This is a genomic window from Shewanella sp. Pdp11, from assembly GCF_002838165.1.
Classification (GTDB): domain Bacteria; phylum Pseudomonadota; class Gammaproteobacteria; order Enterobacterales; family Shewanellaceae; genus Shewanella; species Shewanella hafniensis.
In genome coordinates, this window is record NZ_CP015194.1 from 1,736,118 (window position 1) to 1,751,609 (window position 15,492).

15 protein-coding genes are annotated in these 15,492 nt (G+C 46.0%); 12 read left to right on the plus strand and 3 right to left on the minus strand.

Features of this window, described 5'->3' with window-relative positions:
- Positions 1 to 3 precede the first annotated feature (3 nt).
- The 6 genes from AYJ58_RS07665 (at position 4) to AYJ58_RS07690 (ending at position 5,432) form a co-directional block, all read left to right on the plus strand.
- On the plus strand, positions 4 to 831 hold the full coding sequence (locus AYJ58_RS07665) for a cobalamin-binding protein (protein ID WP_106649643.1): 828 nt from the start codon (positions 4 to 6) through the stop codon (positions 829 to 831).
- Between the two features lie 184 nt (positions 832 to 1,015).
- Entirely contained in the window at positions 1,016 to 1,534 is a 519-nt protein-coding gene (locus tag AYJ58_RS07670) for an AAA family ATPase (RefSeq protein ID WP_106649644.1), read from the plus strand.
- 70 nt (positions 1,535 to 1,604) lie between these two features.
- Positions 1,605 to 2,000, plus strand: coding sequence for a GNAT family N-acetyltransferase (locus AYJ58_RS07675; protein WP_006085872.1), 396 nt, complete (start codon positions 1,605 to 1,607; stop codon positions 1,998 to 2,000).
- Positions 2,001 to 2,141: 141 nt separating this feature from the next.
- The gene (locus tag AYJ58_RS07680) at positions 2,142 to 2,525 is read left to right on the plus strand and encodes an MAPEG family protein (protein WP_011847592.1); all 384 of its coding nucleotides are present in this window, start codon (positions 2,142 to 2,144) and stop codon (positions 2,523 to 2,525) included.
- 73 nt (positions 2,526 to 2,598) lie between these two features.
- On the plus strand, positions 2,599 to 3,057 hold the full coding sequence (locus AYJ58_RS07685) for a GNAT family N-acetyltransferase (protein ID WP_106649645.1): 459 nt from the start codon (positions 2,599 to 2,601) through the stop codon (positions 3,055 to 3,057).
- Between the two features lie 581 nt (positions 3,058 to 3,638).
- Entirely contained in the window at positions 3,639 to 5,432 is a 1,794-nt protein-coding gene (locus tag AYJ58_RS07690; protein ID WP_106649646.1) for an AIPR family protein, read from the plus strand.
- A 324-nt stretch (positions 5,433 to 5,756) separates the two neighbouring features.
- Here the strand turns inward: AYJ58_RS07690 and AYJ58_RS07695 are convergent, their stop codons facing one another.
- The 3 genes from AYJ58_RS07695 to pyrC all read right to left on the minus strand — a co-directional run bounded on the left by AYJ58_RS07695 (position 5,757) and on the right by pyrC (position 8,353).
- Positions 5,757 to 6,152 carry a nuclear transport factor 2 family protein gene (locus AYJ58_RS07695; protein ID WP_198555624.1) on the minus strand — a complete coding sequence of 132 codons (396 nt, stop codon included), beginning with the start codon at positions 6,150 to 6,152 and terminating at the stop codon, positions 5,757 to 5,759.
- Positions 6,153 to 6,174: 22 nt separating this feature from the next.
- Positions 6,175 to 7,218, minus strand: a complete 1,044-nt coding sequence (locus AYJ58_RS07700; RefSeq protein WP_106649647.1) for a hypothetical protein — start codon at positions 7,216 to 7,218, stop codon at positions 6,175 to 6,177.
- Positions 7,219 to 7,321: 103 nt separating this feature from the next.
- Positions 7,322 to 8,353 (minus strand): dihydroorotase, encoded by a 1,032-nt coding sequence (pyrC, locus tag AYJ58_RS07705; RefSeq protein WP_106649648.1) that lies wholly within the window; start codon positions 8,351 to 8,353, stop codon positions 7,322 to 7,324.
- Positions 8,354 to 8,729: 376 nt separating this feature from the next.
- Here pyrC and AYJ58_RS07710 point away from each other — a divergent pair, with 376 nt between their 5' ends.
- From AYJ58_RS07710 to AYJ58_RS07735, 6 genes are all read left to right on the plus strand, one after another.
- Positions 8,730 to 9,992 carry an efflux RND transporter periplasmic adaptor subunit gene (locus AYJ58_RS07710; protein WP_106649649.1) on the plus strand — a complete coding sequence of 421 codons (1,263 nt, stop codon included), beginning with the start codon at positions 8,730 to 8,732 and terminating at the stop codon, positions 9,990 to 9,992.
- A 109-nt stretch (positions 9,993 to 10,101) separates the two neighbouring features.
- Positions 10,102 to 10,365, plus strand: coding sequence for a hypothetical protein (locus AYJ58_RS07715; protein WP_006085862.1), 264 nt, complete (start codon positions 10,102 to 10,104; stop codon positions 10,363 to 10,365).
- 77 nt (positions 10,366 to 10,442) lie between these two features.
- The gene (locus tag AYJ58_RS07720; RefSeq protein WP_006085861.1) at positions 10,443 to 11,183 is read left to right on the plus strand and encodes an ABC transporter ATP-binding protein; all 741 of its coding nucleotides are present in this window, start codon (positions 10,443 to 10,445) and stop codon (positions 11,181 to 11,183) included.
- Between the two features lie 11 nt (positions 11,184 to 11,194).
- Positions 11,195 to 12,505: an ABC transporter permease gene (locus AYJ58_RS07725; protein WP_106649650.1), complete on the plus strand. Its 1,311-nt coding sequence runs from the start codon at positions 11,195 to 11,197 to the stop codon at positions 12,503 to 12,505.
- 10 nt (positions 12,506 to 12,515) lie between these two features.
- On the plus strand, positions 12,516 to 13,715 hold the full coding sequence (locus AYJ58_RS07730; RefSeq protein ID WP_106649651.1) for an FtsX-like permease family protein: 1,200 nt from the start codon (positions 12,516 to 12,518) through the stop codon (positions 13,713 to 13,715).
- 123 nt (positions 13,716 to 13,838) lie between these two features.
- Positions 13,839 to 15,350 carry a sigma-54-dependent transcriptional regulator gene (locus tag AYJ58_RS07735; RefSeq protein WP_106649652.1) on the plus strand — a complete coding sequence of 504 codons (1,512 nt, stop codon included), beginning with the start codon at positions 13,839 to 13,841 and terminating at the stop codon, positions 15,348 to 15,350.
- Positions 15,351 to 15,492: the final 142 nt, after the last annotated feature.

The following is a 15,492-nucleotide window of genomic DNA, read 5'->3' on the forward strand; positions in this document are numbered from 1 at the left end:
ATCATGATTAAGCGACACTTAGCTGGACTCTTTTTTGGGCTCTGCTTGTTAGTTCCCCACAGCGTGTTGGCCAATCCCGCTAAACGCATTATTGCGCTCTCGCCCCACGCGGTAGAAATGCTCTACGCCATTGGTGCAGGTGACAAGATAGTCGCGACTACCGATTACGCGGATTATCCCGAGGCTGCAAAAAAAATCCCGCGTATTGGGGGTTACTACGGCATTCAAATGGAACGGGTGATGGAGCTTAATCCCGATCTAATTGTGGTGTGGGATTCGGGCAATAAAGCCGAAGACATCAACCAGCTTAGGACGTTAGGCTTTAACCTTTATGGTAGCGATCCCAAAACCTTAGAAGGCGTCGCCAAGGAACTGGAAGAGTTAGGCCAACTTACGGGGCATGTTGAAGAAGCAAGCAAGGCCGCCGCCGCGTATCGCGCTGAGCTTATCCGATTGCGGGTTGAAAATGCTAAAAAATCAGAGCCTAAGGTATTTTATCAACTCTGGTCGACGCCCCTGATGACGGTTTCTAAAAACAGTTGGATCCAACAGATCATCAGTGTGTGCCATGGCCAAAATGTGTTTTACGATGCCGCCAGTGATTACCCGCAGGTGAGTTTAGAAAATGTGTTGCTGACCTTGCCCGAGGTGATTTTGCAAAGCCAAGAGGAAGGCAATGTTAAAGGTGTCGATTGGAATCAATGGCCCGAAATTCCCGCCGTTAAAAATCAGCATATTTATCAACTCAATGCCGATTTATTACACCGCGCAACCCCCAGAGCCTTACTCGGCGTTCAAGCCCTATGTGATGCCTTGGACAAAGCGCGTTAAATAAAAACGCCTGCTGTGGAAACACAGCATAGTCATTAATTGAATGGGAATTTATTACTTCAAATCCGCCCTAAGCCTTGTTGGTTGTTCATGCTTTATGTGATGCTCTGTACTGTCGTTAGTTTGTATCCTCGCCAGATGAAATCGTTAGTTGAGATAAAAGATGTGTAATCAAGGAGTGAAAATGATAAAGCAGAATGCGTTAGGGCAAGAAGCCGGTAAAGGCACGTTGATATTCCTCTGTGGCAAAATGGGTGCAGGTAAATCAACGCTATCGCGGCAACTTGCCGAGGCCGAAAACTGTATTTTAATCTCAGAAGATGAATGGCTTGCTGCGCTATATCCCGATGAGATTAACGATTTTGATACTTACCTGAAGTATTCCGCTCGTCTTAAGCCCTTGCTTAAAAAGCATGTGCAGGCACTGCTCTGTTCGGGAGTGTCTGTGGTGATGGACTTTCCTGCGAATACGGTTAATCAACGCCTGTGGTTTCGAAGCATTTTTACCGATTGCGGCGCCGCCCATAAACTTATTTACCTTAACCACAGCGATGCGCTTTGTTTGAGCCAACTCGATAAACGCAGACAAAGCCACCCTGAGCGGGCTATGTTCGATACCGAGGCGATGTTCTGGCATGTGAGCGGTTATTTTCAGCCGCCGACTCTGGATGAAGGCTTTAATCTTGAGATGATTGAGCGCTAAGTGATTGAAAGCCTAGTGACAGAAGCAAGTTACTTAAGCAAGTGACAGAATAAAAATAATAGGGAATATCATGTATCAAGTGCTTGAAGACGTTGCCTCAGCTAATGATTTTATCCGTTTACGGCAAATCTCGGGGTTAAGTCCTCGGCCATTGGCGGGCGCTATTAAGGCCTTACCTAGGAGTTTATATGGCGTGCAGATAAAGCTTGCCGATCAAACTGTAGGTATGGGACGTGTGGTTGGCGACGGCGCACTGAACTTTGAAATTGTCGATATCGCGGTCGATCCCGAGCACCAAGGCAAAGGCTTAGGACGGCTGATTATGCAGCACATTATGGCCTATCTTGACCGTGAGGCTTTTGAAGGCGCGTATATTACCTTGATGGCCGATGTGCCTGAACTCTATGAAAAGTTTGGTTTTAAATTCAGTCGCCCCGCAAGTGAAGGCATGTATATAGTGAAATAACACCGCTGACCCATACACTTTTAACTAGAGTTCACGTAGCAGAACTCGTAACAGTCGAACTTAAACAGCAGTACTTACAATCGCAGTAGCAGCAGAACTAAAACAGCAGAACTCGAACAACAATCTAAGGAAGCTTAACCTATGAATACTTTACTTATTTGCCTATTTGTCGCCATGTTATTGCCGTATCTGGCGAAAGGCCCCGTCGCTTGGGCGATGGCCAAGGCTGGCGGTTATGACAATAATCATCCTCGCGCCCAGCAAGCACAGCTAACCGGTTTTGGTGCTCGCGCCTTGGCAGGGCATCAAAATGCCTTCGAATCCCTGTTAGTGTTTGGTCTGGCGGTATTAGTGGTTATCGCTACGGGCAAAGTGAACCCCACCACTGAGTGGCTGGCAATCACCCATGTCGCCGCCCGCTTTGTGTATCACATCCTATACCTTGCCAATAAAGGCACCCTACGATCCCTCTCATGGTTTGTCGCTATCTTCAGCGCCTTCGGGATTTTCTTTCAGGCTTTTTAATTTTTGTTATCTAAGGCTGTGAGTGAGTTCTGTTAAATGAATGACCAATAAACGGATCCCAAGGAGCAAGCCTATGTCAAATTCACCACTCACTGTAACCATTGAACAGGTTAAAGAAACAGACTTTTCACTCTGGTTACCACACTGGCGTGATTACCAGACTTTTTACAAAGTGGCACTTTCGGAAGCGATCACTCAAACCACTTGGCATCGGTTTTTTGATCGTCAAGAACCGCTTTATTGCGCGGTTGCGAGGGAGGGCGAAAACCTGCTTGGCTTTGTGCACTTTGTGTTTCATCGTTCCACTTGGGCGGAAACTGAGTATTGCTACCTTGAAGATCTGTTTGTCGCCCCAGCGGCGAGGGGCAAGCTTGTCGGTAAGCAACTGATTGAGTTTGTTCAGCAAGCGGCAAATGAGCGAGACTGTGCGCGCTTGTATTGGCATACACATGAGACGAATCACACAGCGCAAAAACTCTATGATTGGATTGGCCAAAAGTCCGGCATGATTGAGTATCAAATGCCACTCTAGCTAGCTGCCGCGACATCTATTATCTGCCGCTTGCTGTGCTAAAAATTTAAATCCTAATGCTAAAGGCTTTCAGCATTAGGATTTGATCTCTATGACTTTTGGTTGTCTTTCAATACCTTTTCTATCGCCTTAAATTCCATGTTGTGGAGGGCGTTATCAATTCTCTGAAATCCATGTGATATATGCATTTCACTTAGAAAAATCAAAGTCGTGGGGCTTCACCCCACACCCGACCAAGAAGGACTGCTCGTCCTATCCTCCTTGGATGCTCCATGACGCCCCCAACGGAGTTGAAAGCCCCTTGTGCTCATAGGCAATTTTGCTATCGCTTCCGAAGGATGCATCCTGCACCTGCGAAAGCTAGCCAGCCATCCATGGCTGGACTCACGCAATTTGCCTATTCACCCTGCGGCAACTCCGAGGGGATGGATCTGCAGAATTATGAGTGAATTTTTACTAGTTGATATATGCTTGCCATAATTTTAATTTATATTAGTAAACTTTCTTATAATTGGTTGTGTTAATTTGTATTTAGTAATATCTTTCATATATTAAATATATATCTACAAAAGGAAATTGTTTTGGCATTAGTACAAACATTGTCACCAGAGGATAATAGCGCTCCTGCTCCAGCTACTGCAGCAGTAACTGCGCAACGTATTGGTAATACATTGAGAGAGAGGTATGAAAATAATATCCATAAGCGGGAATGCGAACCAACTATCCCTGATTACAATGTGAAAATGGCGAGCAGAGCAATTGCTGCTTTTTGTGTATCTCACCTTGGTGATACTGACGATATAACTGCAGCTACTTCGGTTTGCGATAGTTCTGGTGATGGTGGTATTGATGCAGTATATGTTAACCATAATGAAAAAATAGTTATTGTTGTCCAGTCTAAATTTAACCAGGCAGGCAATGCAACTTGGTCTGTGAGTGATTTCTTAAGATTTAAAAGTGCGTGTGAATATCTTCAACAGTACGAATTCCATAGATTCGATACCATATTGCAAACTGCTAGTGTTGATATAATAAAAGCATTAGACTCTATTGATTATACTTTTAAGTTCGTTATGGCGCATACCGGTAAGCGTGGTGCTGCCTCTATAATTTTAAATGATATGAAAAAATGGCAAGAAGAGTTAAATATTGCTGCTGTTGTTCCTGACGAAATAGCAGATAACGAGCTGCCATTTCAAGTTCATTTAGTTTCAGCTGAAGACATTATGGAGTGGATGAGGATTCAGCATTCTGCAAGTGTAGATTTAAAAGATGTAGAACTTGAAAATTATGGGAAGGTTGAATCTCCACTTCAAGCATTTTATGGAGTAGTTAGTGGCGATCAAATCAGTGAGTGGTGGATAGAGCATTCTTCAAAGTTATTTACAAAAAATATACGCAACTTGCTTGCTAGGTCTGAAGTTAATGAATCAATTAAGGATACAGCATTAAATAGTCCAGAAAACTTTTGGTACTATAATAATGGTGTAACAGTTTTAGTTAGAGGCATTAGCCCACACCGTCGCAATAGTGATAGAGATAGATCTCATGGTCGATTTAACTTCCAAGAAGTAAGTGTTATTAACGGTGCTCAAACTGTCAGTAATATTGGAATTATTGGGTTGTCGAATCCTGAACGGTTAGTTGAAATAAAGGTTCAAGTTAGATTTATTCTTATTCCCGATGGTGCGGATGAAGATATTGTTAATTTAATTACCAGAGCTAACAATCACCAGAATAGAGTGTTAGGTCGGGATTTCGCTTCACAACATCATGAACAGTTACGTTTGAGGGATGAACTCATCATTGAGGGATATACATACCAACTGTTGAGAAGTGATAGTGAAGATGTTTTAAATAACTCTAATGTGATTGATATGGATGAAGCCTTAGATGGTTTGGCATGTTTTTCTAAAAATCCAACTACTCTAGCAATATTGAAGAGTGGTAGAGGGAAATTCTTTGAGAATTTGGAAGGGAATCAATATAAGTCAGTCTTTAATTCGTCAGTTAGTGGTTTAAAACTTATTAATGTTGTAAAGCATCATAGGTTCATCGAAAATATGATCAAGGTAAAACTTGCTAATACAGATTATCATTCAGATAAAAAGAGATATGGTATATTGACTCATGCTAATCGAGTTTTTTCTGCTGTATTAATGAGTCAAATATCCGGTTTATCAAGATCTCGCACTTTAATTGATGTAAATGAAGAGCTAATCAGTGAAAACTTCGAAGCGCTTCTTTCTAAAACAGAACTTTTAATTGAGCAATATTTCCCTACAGCGTACCCTGCAAGATTTTTTAGTAACGTTCAAAAAATTACTACAACATTAAAATATTATAATGATGAGGAACCTCCTGTTATTGATTAACTTAACTAAAGGTTAGCTATTTAGATGAACAGTCAATATCTTAGCTACAGGAATACGCTAATTCCCTGCGAAGTTGCTGAAGGGCGTTGAAGGAAATAGCGTGACGCAGACAGGACGTCTGCGTAGCTTTCGGGGGGAAGGGACGCCCCATCGGAAGCGTTAGCGATTTTCGAATAAGCACGAAGCCAGTATCCAATGCATGTAACTTCGCTAGGGACGCCGGGGGATTTCCAAAAGGGGAATAGGCGCTTTTTCCCTTTTGGTCGGGTGTGGGGTGAAGCCCCACGACGTTGGTCAAGCGGAGCTTGATTATTAACCAACCAATTAGTTGGTTGCAAAACTCCACATGGTTTGAATCAACCCATCATTAACTTCAAACACCACCATCACCTCAAAGGGTTCATCCCTAATCCCGCTGATGCGTTCGTGATCGACGACTTTATTGCCCACCACCATACGGCTGACTATTTCGGCATGGAGATTGGGCAGATTAAAGCGCTCATTCTGATAGAAGTCACTAAAAGCGGCTTTACCTTGGATGACGGGCGCTGTTGCGGGTGGACGATAGATGCACACATCATCACTAAACTGGGCGACAAAAGTGGCGAGATCGCGCTGGTTATAGGCTTCAAGCTGAGCTTGAACCAGCGCTTCGGGTGAGCTTTCTATTGCTTTGGCTTTAGTTCTGGCACTTGCACCGATGCCTGTGGCTTCCGTCATATTCACTATCCTAATGTTTTTATTACAACAGCTTAAGCTGTGTCTGTCCCCATTGGGTGGCGAAAGGCATTGCTTCCTGCGGACTCAGGACAAACTCCTGTTCGCATCCATCGCCGCGGGGTGTTTCCCAGAATTTGATGGTCTTTGCCTCAAGGGTGAGCTGATAATATCCCGAGCCGTCTGATGAGGGACATTCTGGATCTAACTCTTTACCTGCAAACAATTTTTCCCTTAATGCTTGCGGTAAGGGATGGCTCATACTATCTAGCATGCTTTGCGGTTTGGTATCGGCGAGAAACCATTGCCACGGGTGGAAAGGTTTGCCATCGCTAAGGGAGAAGCTGACAAATTCTTGGCTGATGCCATTAGCGCCATAACCTGCGGCCCAGCGATATAGGCGCACACTGAGCCAATGCTGATTAATAAAAATCGGCTCGGCAAAGGTTTCGTCAGTCACAAAACTGCCCATTTGTGCCAGCATTCTGCGGCGAGTGTCAAAGGTTTGTGCTAGTTGGACTTCATCGGTGAGCTTATGTTCAAGCCATTGATTAATTGCCAAGATCCCCGTTTGTGGGCCTTTGAATTCGATCCCTACTTCTGTACCGAACATCAGCGGGCGATACTCAATATTTTCATAGGTTTGCCATTTCCCTCGGCTGAGTTTTGGCCTTGTTTCTAGTGGCAGGTTATAGGCATCGGCGCCGCAATCTTCTACATCATCAGGGCTGATTGCTCGCTCAAGTTGCACGGGTAACGATTTACTCGCGCTATCTTTAAACCAATGGCCGCTCAGTTTTTGTGGCGTGACAGTATCAAACTGCCAGTTTCCCGTGCTGCCTTCTTCTTTCCACAGTTCATCTTGCTGCTCGAGCCTTATCGGCGTTAAGTAGCGTTGATAGTAATAACTGCCTGTTCCATATTGATTAAAGCAGACTCTGACCTTGCTTTTGCCTAATTGTCCCTGCCAGATCCCCGTCAGTTCATTGGCCGCAAAGGTCGGTAAGGGGAGCGTGGAAGCCAACAATAGGCTTGAGGATAAAACCCAGAATAACATCCTTGTTTGCATACATATTTTCTCTTAAAAGGTAATAAGTTGGATTGAAAATCAAAATGAACCTAGGGTGTAAAAAAGGTCGCCCGTAGGCGACCTGATGTTAAAGACTTAAGGCTTACTCAACTTGCCAATCAATGGCTTCGCCTGCACGAATCGGCACTACGTTAGTGTCGCCCAGCGGGTAAGTTGCAGGGACATCCCATGGGGTTTTCACTAGCGTTATCGTGTCGGCGTTACGTGGCAGATTGTAAAAATCTGGGCCATTGAAGCTGGCAAATGCTTCGAGTTTATCCAGCGCATTCACCGATTCGAAGGCTTCGGCATACAGCTCAATGGCGGCGTGGGCTGCGTACGAACCCGCGCAGCCACAGGCGGCTTCTTTTTTATCCTTAGCGTGGGGCGCCGAATCTGTGCCGAGGAAGAACTTCTTGCTGCCGCTTGCCGCAGCCGCTAATAACGCTTGCTGGTGGGTATTGCGTTTTAAAATCGGTAGGCAGTAAAAATGTGGGCGAATACCGCCCGCCAGCATATGGTTGCGGTTATACAGTAAGTGATGCGCTGTGATGGTCGCAGCCACATTATCAGACGCTTGAGTGACAAAATCGACCGCATCTTTAGTGGTGATATGTTCAAGCACGATTTTTAGGTCTGGGAAATCTGCGACGATTTTGCTGAGGATATTTTCGATAAAAACGCGCTCGCGGTCGAAAATATCAATCGATGAATCCGTGACTTCACCGTGCACTAAAAACAGCATGCCGACTTCTTGCATGGCTTCGAGGGCGGGGTAGATGTTCTTCAAATCGGTTACGCCGGAATCCGAGTTGGTCGTCGCGCCTGCAGGGTAGAGCTTAGCGGCGACAATTTTATCCGAAGCTTTGGCTTTACGAATTTCATCTGGGCTGGTTTTGTCGGTTAAATACAACACCATCAAAGGTTCGAACCGTGAGCCTGCTGGCACCTGCGCTTTAATACGGTCGTAATAAGTCAGTGCGGTTTCGGTATCGATAGCGGGTGGCACTAAGTTTGGCATAACGATGGCACGGCCCATATAGCGGCTGATGTCGCGCACTGTATCTTTAAGTTGGGCGCCGTCTCTTAAATGAATATGCCAGTCGTCTGGGCGAGTGATTGTTATTGTGGTCATAGGGTTTGGTCTTTTGATCGTTTTTGCTGCGAGGGTGGCAGGATCTTATGTGGCAAGGATTTTACTGTAAAGGGAAACTCGGTGGTTTCGGCCAATAAATCTGTTAGGACATGTAATTGAAGCGCTTAGCTGCATGGCTCGCACTAGGTCATCGTTTTTAACATCGGACACTTTTGCTTAATCTGCTGCGGACACTTTTCGATTTAACTTCCAGTGTCCGCGGACACTTTTATCAGTGATCTCAAGTTAACATTTTGAATGATAATGTTTTTACTGGTTTGGCATAGGCTTTGCTTTCTCTGTGGTATAGATTTCCAATAGTGTCCGTTGATTGCGCTTCGGCACTGATGATTCCGACAGGGAAGCGAGTAAAGCCATGATTAAAGATACTAGCGGCCAAGATACTGTACTTGTGCCATCGACCACTAAACGTCTTAAGTTACCTCTGTTGATCGGCGGTTGCGCCTTATTGGTCAGCGCCTTAGTGTGGGCGAGCTTGGGCGCAGATAACGTGAGCAAATCCTTAAGCCGCAGCGACATCACCACGGCAACACTCTTTGTTGGAACCTTAACTCGCGATGTAGCGACCACAGGTAAAATCGTGGCGGCGAATGCGCCTATTTTGTATAGCACTGAGGAAGGCACAGTCACTCTGCTGAGTAATCCTGGCGATAGCGTTAATAAAGGCGATGTGGTTGCTAAGCTTGATAGCCCAAGATTAACCAATCAGCTAGAGCAGGCTAAATCGATTTTGGCAGGAATGCAGAGTGCTTTAGAGCGTGCCAAGTTGGACGCGAGACGCGATCAACTGCAAGTGAATCAAACCTTAGACATGGCCGCGGTGGATTTAGAAGCCGCAGACAGGGAACGCCGCCGGGGTGAGTTATTAATTACAAATAAGCTGATCAGTGAAATCGATTACGAGAAAGGTAAGGACGATTTACACAAGGCTAAGCTTAAATTTGCCCATGCCGAGCAGGAAGTGGCGCTAACAAAAGACACGCTCACCTTCGAAATTAAAAATAAAGCCTTAGAGGTCGAGCGCCAAACCCTTGCCGTGCATGAACTCGAACGCCAAGTTGAAGCCTTGAATATCAGAGCGCCCGTGGGCGGCATTATCGGCAACTGGATCACAGAGCAGAAAACCCGCCTTAGTGCTAACCAACCGATTCTAACCGTTGTGGATTTAAGCGCCTATGAGGCCGAACTTGCTGTGCCAGAGTCCTACGCCGACGATTTGGGTTTAGGGATGGAAGTTGAGCTCAGTTTCGGCAGCGTGAAGTTAATGGGCAAGTTATCGTCCATTTCCCCCGAAGTACGTAACCGTGAAGTGACCGCAAGAGTGCAGTTCGTTCAAGATAACAGCTTGAAACTGCGTCAGAACCAACGAATCTCCGCCCGAGTCTTGTTAGAGCACAGACCCGATGTGTTGATGGTGAAACGCGGCGCCTTTATGACTAGCGGCGGTGGCGATGAGGTGTACCAAATCGAGGGCGATCTAGCCAGCCGCCGCGCGATCAAACTAGGCAGTACCAGCATGAGCCAAGTCGAAGTGCTCGAAGGCGGTAAAGCCGGAGATGAGTGGGTGATATCCAGTGTCGAACCTTTTAATCAAGCAGAACAGGTCAGGATTCATTGATGACCGATATTCGTAAATTACTAAATAACCAATCTGATGAATATAACGGCGCAGCGATCAAGGTGAATGACGAAACCTGCTGCGACATGGACAAGAATAGGAGCCGAATATGCGTGATAAACAATTTGATTTCAGTGTGTTGATGTCATCAAAAATGTTTGGCGTGTTGGCCTTACTGCTACTGGTGGTCGCGGTGGAGTTGAGTATCGGTGAAGCCAATAGCTGGTTTTTCCTTGGACTGAATATCTTGGAATGGACCAATCCATTGGAGGAGGTTCGCCAAGTGGGTGAGGTTTCACTCGAAAGTGCCGACCTTATATTGGGCGTTTTTGTGTGGCTTGTAGAATCTGTCGTTGAGCCATTTTTCGGCTGATGACGCTGCCATGCATCACGTCGTTTAGATGCAGCGTCAGGGCGTAAAATTGATTTGATTATTTTAAGGAAATTAACATGTTATCAATGAAGAGTGTGAGCAAGGTTTTTAAAACGGATTTAGTGGAAACCCACGCCCTGCGCGATTTTAACCTCGAAGTAAATGAAGGCGAGTTTGTTGCGGTAACGGGTCCTTCTGGCTCAGGTAAAACCACGTTTTTAAATATCGCGGGTTTGCTTGAAGGTTTTACCCACGGTGACTATTTTCTCGATGGGATTAACGTGTCTAACCTGAGCGATAACAAGAGCGCCGCCATTCGTAACGAGAAAATCGGCTTTATCTTCCAAGGTTTTAACTTAATTCCCGACCTTAACTTGGCTGAGAATATTGAAGTGCCGCTGCGCTACCGTGGTTTTAATGCCAAGGAACGCCAACGCCGCGTACAACAAGCATTAGAACAAGTGGGTTTAGCCTCACGACTCAAGCATTTTCCCACTCAGCTTTCGGGCGGACAGCAACAAAGGGTGGCGATTGCCCGCGCATTAGCCGGTGAACCGCGTTTTCTGCTCGCCGATGAACCAACGGGTAACCTCGACAGCCTAATGGCGCGCCAAGTGATGGAATTACTTGAAAATATCAATCAAGCGGGCACGACTATTATCATGGTGACCCACGACCCTGAACTCGCTCGCCGTGCCCAGCGCAATATTCAAATCGTCGATGGTCAAGTGTGTGATTTTACTATGTATCAGCCCCATGGCAGTGTGCAAACTGCAGCTTCGCACCCATTAGATAAACTTGTCGCCAACGCTGACTAAGGATACGCATTATGTTTTTTTATTATGTTGATTTAGCCTGGCGCAGCATTAAGAAAACCCCAGTGCTGTCGCTGTTGATGGTGTTGGCGATTTCGATAGGTATTGGCATCACAATCACCACGTTAAACGTCTACAAGATGATGTCGTTTAATCCCGCGGGTGAACGCTCAGATGAGTTAAATGCGGTACAGCTTTGGAGCCAAGGTCCCGATTCTTGGGATGAGCTTAACTCGTTAGTGACTTATCAAGATGCGATGAATTTGCGCAACAATACCTTACCTATACGCCAAGTGGCGATGTTTCGCACTGGGATGGCGCTGCAAACTGAGGATGTCAATTTCGCGCCTATTTTAGAAAGCATTCGAGTGACAGATAGCGACTTTTTTAAGCTGTTTGACGTGCCATTTTTGTACGGCAATGTGTGGGATAAATCCGTTGACACTGAACCTGCTTATCAAGTGGTGATTAACGATAAACTCAATCAAAAGCTGTTTGCGGGCCAAAACAGTGTTGGCAAAGTTATCTATCTTAATCGTAAACCTTATCAAGTGGTTGGGGTGATTGATGCTTGGGATCCTAAGCCTAAATATTATGATCCCACTAACGGCGCCTTTAACGACACGGAACAAATTTTTGTACCGTTTTCGCTGACACCTATCGAAGAGTTTGATGTATGGGGTAACACCTCGGGTTGGAAGTTTGAGACGATGAATAGTTACAGCGATCGCCTTAACTCTGAAAAAGTGTGGCTGCTGTATTGGGTTGAGTTACCAAATAAAGACGCAGTAGCCAGTTACCGTTCTTGGCTCAGCAATTATGTGGCGGAGCAAAAAGCCCTAGGCCGTTTTACGGATAATAAATCTGCCGCTGACTCAGTCAAAGTCTCCGATGTGGCAACTTGGCTTGAATACAATCATGTCGTTCCTGAAGATAATAAAATCTTGGTTGGCTTGAGCGCACTATTTTTAAGTGTTTGTTTAGTCAATATATTAGGTTTAATGCTCACTAAGTTCCTCAAGCGAGCGCCTGAAGTTGGGGTACGCCGCGCAATCGGTGCTAGCCGTGCCCAAATCTTCGCTCAATATATGGTGGAAGTAGGCATGATTGGTTTATTAGGCGGCTTACTGGGACTCGCTTGGGCCTACGCGTCACTTTACGGCTTATCGGCACAGTTTGAGGTCTCGAAGGGGTTAACCCATTTATCGGCGAGTATGTGGATTATCACTCCTAGTATTGCGGTAGGCACAGCCTTGTTGGCTGGCTTGTATCCCGCGTGGGTTGTGTGCCGGACTAAACCTAGCGTTTATCTGAAAAGCCAGTAAGGGACTTATTATGTTACATATTAAACCTATTCTCAGCAGTTTGTTGCGCAGTAAAAGCGGTCCTGTCTTACTGCTTATTCAGATTATTTTGTCTGTGGCAATTGTGGCGAACGCGAGCTTTATTATTCAGGAGCGTTTAGCCCTGATGCAGCGCGTTTCGGGAGTCGAAGAGTCTGAAGTCTTGACCTTTAGCTTGTTCAACTTCGATCCATTGATAGATAAAACCGCGCAAAACAAAATTGATCAGCAAATTTTACGTGGGCTACCCAATGTGATTGATGCGACCTCAACCAATATGTTGCCATTAAGCGGTGGCGGCTGGTCGAGCACCTTCAATCTGGGGCCCGATCCGGATAGCGCTAAATCGACACCGCAATTTGCCATGTACTTAGGGACAGATCACACCCTTGAGACCTTAGGCCTTAAGCTGATTGAAGGGCGTAACTTTTACCCCCATGAACTTAAGGACAATCTCGATAGCCCGAGCCGATTAGCGATTATCTCCAGCGCGTTAGCGAAAGCGATTTGGCCTGATGAATCACCACTTGGCAAAGTGTTGTACGAGGGTAAAGATGCACAGATCACTGTGATAGGGGTTGTCGATAAACTGCAAGGCGCATGGATTGACAGTTCTAGCCTTGAAAACAGTGTGATTCAAAATGTGGATTATGGCAGCAGTTCTTACATGGTTCGGGCCAAACCTGAGTTTCACGCCGAGCTTAAAGATGCGATAAAAAAAGCGTTGCTGGCCGAGAATCCTAACCGAGTTCTCGATGGCTTTAAGTCAATCGAGGCGTTAAAAGATAGCTCATACCGCGATCATAAATTGATGATTACCGTGTTGATCATGATGGTAGTGTTGCTGCTGCTGATCACCTCGCTCGGTTTAACTGGTATGGTGATGTTTAATATTCAGCGCCGCACTAAGCAGATAGGTACCCGTCGTGCACTGGGTGCGAAAAAACGCGATATTATCAGTTACTTCCTCGTGGAGAATTATTTGATTTGCTTAGCGGGAGGCGTGCTTGGCGGCTTGTTAGCGATACAGTTAGGCCAACAGTTGATGAAAATCTATAGCTTGCCTATGTTGGACTTAAGCTACCCACTAATTACTGTGGCAGGTTTGTTTATTGTCACCACGTTAGCGGTTTACTTGCCAGCGCGTAAAGCGGCAAATATTTCGCCAGCAACCGCAACTCGCAGCGTATAACTGAATATTTGATGTCACTCAAGGTGCGATAAAAGCGCGACAAAAGTGCGATAACAATAGGATGTTATTGCACTTTTTGTTACTTTACGGTTAACAGTTTTACTTAGGACAACACTCACACTTATGGATACTATCCTTATCGTCGATGACAATCATGCCATCTGCCAAGCCCTAGGTTTGATGCTAGAACTCAATGATTATCGGGTGCTGATTTGCCATAGCCCAGAGGACGCCCTTGGGTTATTGACGACGCAAGATGTGGATTTAGTGATCCAAGATATGAACTTTACCCGAGATACCACCTCGGGTGAGGAAGGTCGGCAGCTGTTTTACGCCCTGCGCGAACGCCAAGGGGATTTGCCGATTATTTTGATGACGGCGTGGACTCAGCTCGAAACGGCTGTTGAATTAGTCAAAGCGGGCGCTGCCGATTATATGGGCAAACCTTGGGATGACGCTAAGGTGCTCAATAGCATTACCAATTTGATCGCGCTTTATAAACTCTCCCGTGCTAACCATCGTCTCGAGCGGGTGAATCATCAACGCCAAGTGGCGATCGCCGATGCGGACCTCTGTGGGATTGTTTTTGGTAGTGGCGCGATGCAGCGTTGCATTGATTTAGCCTTGCAACTGGCACGCTCCGATGTGTCGGTCCTCATCACTGGCCCTAATGGTGCGGGTAAAGACAAGCTTGCCGATATTCTCCATGCTAATTCTCCCTTAAAAAACAAGCCTTTTATCAAGGTCAATGTCGGCGCTTTGCCGATGGATTTATTAGAGGCAGAGTTGTTTGGTGCCGAGGCGGGGGCTTTTACGGGGGCGACTAAAGCGCGTATTGGCCGCTTTGAAGCGGCCGACGGCGGCACACTGTTTTTAGATGAAATCGGTAACTTGCCCTTATCTGGCCAAGTAAAACTGCTGCGCGTGCTGCAAACCGGTGAATTTGAACGCTTAGGTAGCCATAAAACTCAAAAAGTGAAAGTGCGGGTGATTAGCGCGACCAATGCGGATCTGGCCCAAGATATTGCCGAAGGGCGTTTTCGTGAAGATTTGTTTTACCGCTTAAATGTGATTGAACTGGCGCTATCGCCGCTGAATCAGCGCACCGACGATATATTGCCTTTAGTACAGCATTTTATCGGTAGCGATTTTAGCTTGAGTAAGCCCGCATTGCAGGCGTTGTTGCACCATCGCTGGCCGGGTAATGTGCGTGAGCTGGAAAACGCCTGTAAGCGAGCGGTATTGTTGGCAAAAAGCCATGTATTGACTGAGGCTGACTTTGGCTTGGCACCTGTCGTGAGTGCTGCAAGATCTGCGACTTCCCATATTTCTGCAGCTTCTGCGCCGCGACGCTTAGATCAGCGACAGTTCGAACCGCGCAGCTTTGAACAGAGACAATCTGATCCTCAGCCCGTTTATGTGCCAAGTTCCATTACCGCTAATGCCACTTTTTCTGATAGCTCTGCCCGCGACCAAACACAGTCGGCTAATGAGGCGATAGAAGTGAGCCGCGAAGATATCGAAGCGGCGCTAAAACAGCACCATGGCGTGATTGCTCGGGTCGCCAAAGCGCTTGGGCTCAGTCGTCAGGCGCTGTATCGGCGCATGGATAAGTTTGGTTTAGATAAGTCATAGGCCAAGTGCAGATGCTAGTTTTTAGCTTTTAGACAACAGCTTTTAGGCAACAGCTTTTAGGCAACAGATACTAAGTCTCAGATACTAGGTCACAGATTCTAAGCTTCAGCTTCTAGGCGAGAGAAAGGCTATTGATTAAGGA

Coding starts and splice junctions, on each gene's coding strand:
- AYJ58_RS07695 (WP_198555624.1), bottom strand. CDS start 6,152: ATGACGGAAGCCACAGGCATCGGTGCAAGTGCCAGAACTAAAGCCAAA.
- AYJ58_RS07710 (WP_106649649.1), top strand. CDS start 8,730: ATGATTAAAGATACTAGCGGCCAAGATACTGTACTTGTGCCATCGACC.
- AYJ58_RS07725 (WP_106649650.1), top strand. CDS start 11,195: ATGTTTTTTTATTATGTTGATTTAGCCTGGCGCAGCATTAAGAAAACC.
- AYJ58_RS07720 (WP_006085861.1), top strand. CDS start 10,443: ATGTTATCAATGAAGAGTGTGAGCAAGGTTTTTAAAACGGATTTAGTG.
- AYJ58_RS07675 (WP_006085872.1), top strand. CDS start 1,605: ATGTATCAAGTGCTTGAAGACGTTGCCTCAGCTAATGATTTTATCCGT.
- AYJ58_RS07700 (WP_106649647.1), bottom strand. CDS start 7,218: ATGCAAACAAGGATGTTATTCTGGGTTTTATCCTCAAGCCTATTGTTG.
- pyrC (WP_106649648.1), bottom strand. CDS start 8,353: ATGACCACAATAACAATCACTCGCCCAGACGACTGGCATATTCATTTA.
- AYJ58_RS07735 (WP_106649652.1), top strand. CDS start 13,839: ATGGATACTATCCTTATCGTCGATGACAATCATGCCATCTGCCAAGCC.
- AYJ58_RS07685 (WP_106649645.1), top strand. CDS start 2,599: ATGTCAAATTCACCACTCACTGTAACCATTGAACAGGTTAAAGAAACA.
- AYJ58_RS07680 (WP_011847592.1), top strand. CDS start 2,142: ATGAATACTTTACTTATTTGCCTATTTGTCGCCATGTTATTGCCGTAT.
- AYJ58_RS07665 (WP_106649643.1), top strand. CDS start 4: ATGATTAAGCGACACTTAGCTGGACTCTTTTTTGGGCTCTGCTTGTTA.
- AYJ58_RS07730 (WP_106649651.1), top strand. CDS start 12,516: ATGTTACATATTAAACCTATTCTCAGCAGTTTGTTGCGCAGTAAAAGC.
- AYJ58_RS07715 (WP_006085862.1), top strand. CDS start 10,102: ATGCGTGATAAACAATTTGATTTCAGTGTGTTGATGTCATCAAAAATG.
- AYJ58_RS07670 (WP_106649644.1), top strand. CDS start 1,016: ATGATAAAGCAGAATGCGTTAGGGCAAGAAGCCGGTAAAGGCACGTTG.